Below are 928 nucleotides of genomic sequence, written 5' to 3'. Positions count from 1 at the left end.
GGTGGTGGGTCTCCGGCAGTGCCGGCGCGTGGACGGAGACCAGTTCGCTGCGTCAGCACAGTTCGTCCGTGCCGACCAGCTCCGCGCCGAGTGCACGGGCTTCCTGGGTGGTGACGTATGGATCGGCGAGGAGGAGCTGGACGTTGTGCGCGCGCAGCCGATCCAGCACGAAGCGGCCTGTCCGCGAGGCGCCGATGATCCCGATAGTGCGGCCGAAGAGCCCGGTGCCGGCACCCGAACGCCAGTCACCTGCCGTGCGGTCGTGTGCGTACCAGTCGGCTCGGATGAACACGTGTTTTGCCGCGAAGACGATGGCGGACACCGTGTACTCGGCGACCGGCACCGCGTTCGCCTGTGCGGCCGACGAGACCGTGACGCCGTGGGCGAAGACCGCGGGGTCGACATGTCCTTTCACCGACCCGGCCGCGTGGATCTCGCCCTGCAGCGCAACGGCCGTACGTTCCTCACCTACTCCGCCAGCTACTGCGGCACGGCGGACTACAAGCTGGGCATGCTGGAGTACCGCGGCGGCAATCCGCTCGCGGCGTCGTCCTGGACGAAGATCCCCAGCCCGATCTTCCAGCGCAGCAACGCCAACGGCGTCCACGGTCCCGGCCACCACTCGTTCTTCACCTCACCCGACGGCACCGAGACCTGGATCGCCTGCCACGCCAACTCATCGGCGTCCCAGGGCACGACCCGGACCACGCGCGGGCAGAAGATCTCCTGGAACGCCGACGGGCCCCCGAACCTCGGCGTTCCGGTCCCCACTTCGAAGGTCCTCGCCAGTCCCTCAGACGAGACCAGCGGCGCCGGCACCTGAGTCCGTCGACAGGCCCAAATCAGCACAACCCTCACGAGATCGGACAACCAGATGTCACCGACACGTACCCGCAGACTCTCAGCACCCCACACCCGTTCCTGTCTC

The 928-nt window shown here is 68.0% G+C and carries 2 protein-coding genes; one reads left to right on the top strand and one right to left on the bottom strand.

The genetic code is table 11. From position 1 onward, the window contains the following. Positions 1-52: 52 nt before the first annotated feature. The gene (locus tag UK23_RS23355; RefSeq protein WP_052684963.1) at positions 53-415 is read right to left on the bottom strand and encodes an NAD(P)-dependent oxidoreductase; all 363 of its coding nucleotides are present in this window, start codon (positions 413-415) and stop codon (positions 53-55) included. Between UK23_RS23355 and UK23_RS48870 the strand changes: the two genes are divergently transcribed. After that, positions 404-823, top strand: a complete 420-nt coding sequence (locus UK23_RS48870; protein ID WP_082114904.1) for a family 43 glycosylhydrolase — start codon at positions 404-406, stop codon at positions 821-823. The two genes, UK23_RS23355 and UK23_RS48870, sit on opposite strands and share 12 nt — an antisense overlap. Positions 824-928: the final 105 nt, after the last annotated feature.

Origin of the sequence: Lentzea aerocolonigenes (assembly GCF_000955955.1) — a bacterium.
Taxonomy (GTDB): domain Bacteria; phylum Actinomycetota; class Actinomycetes; order Mycobacteriales; family Pseudonocardiaceae; genus Lentzea; species Lentzea aerocolonigenes_A.
The sequence above is the reverse complement of the archived record's forward strand: the minus strand, read 5'-3'. Positions and strand labels throughout refer to the sequence as shown.

Excerpts from the sequence above, each read along its gene's own strand:
- UK23_RS48870 (WP_082114904.1), top strand. The coding sequence starts at position 404 with ATGTCCTTTCACCGACCCGGCCGCGTGGATCTCGCCCTGCAGCGCAAC.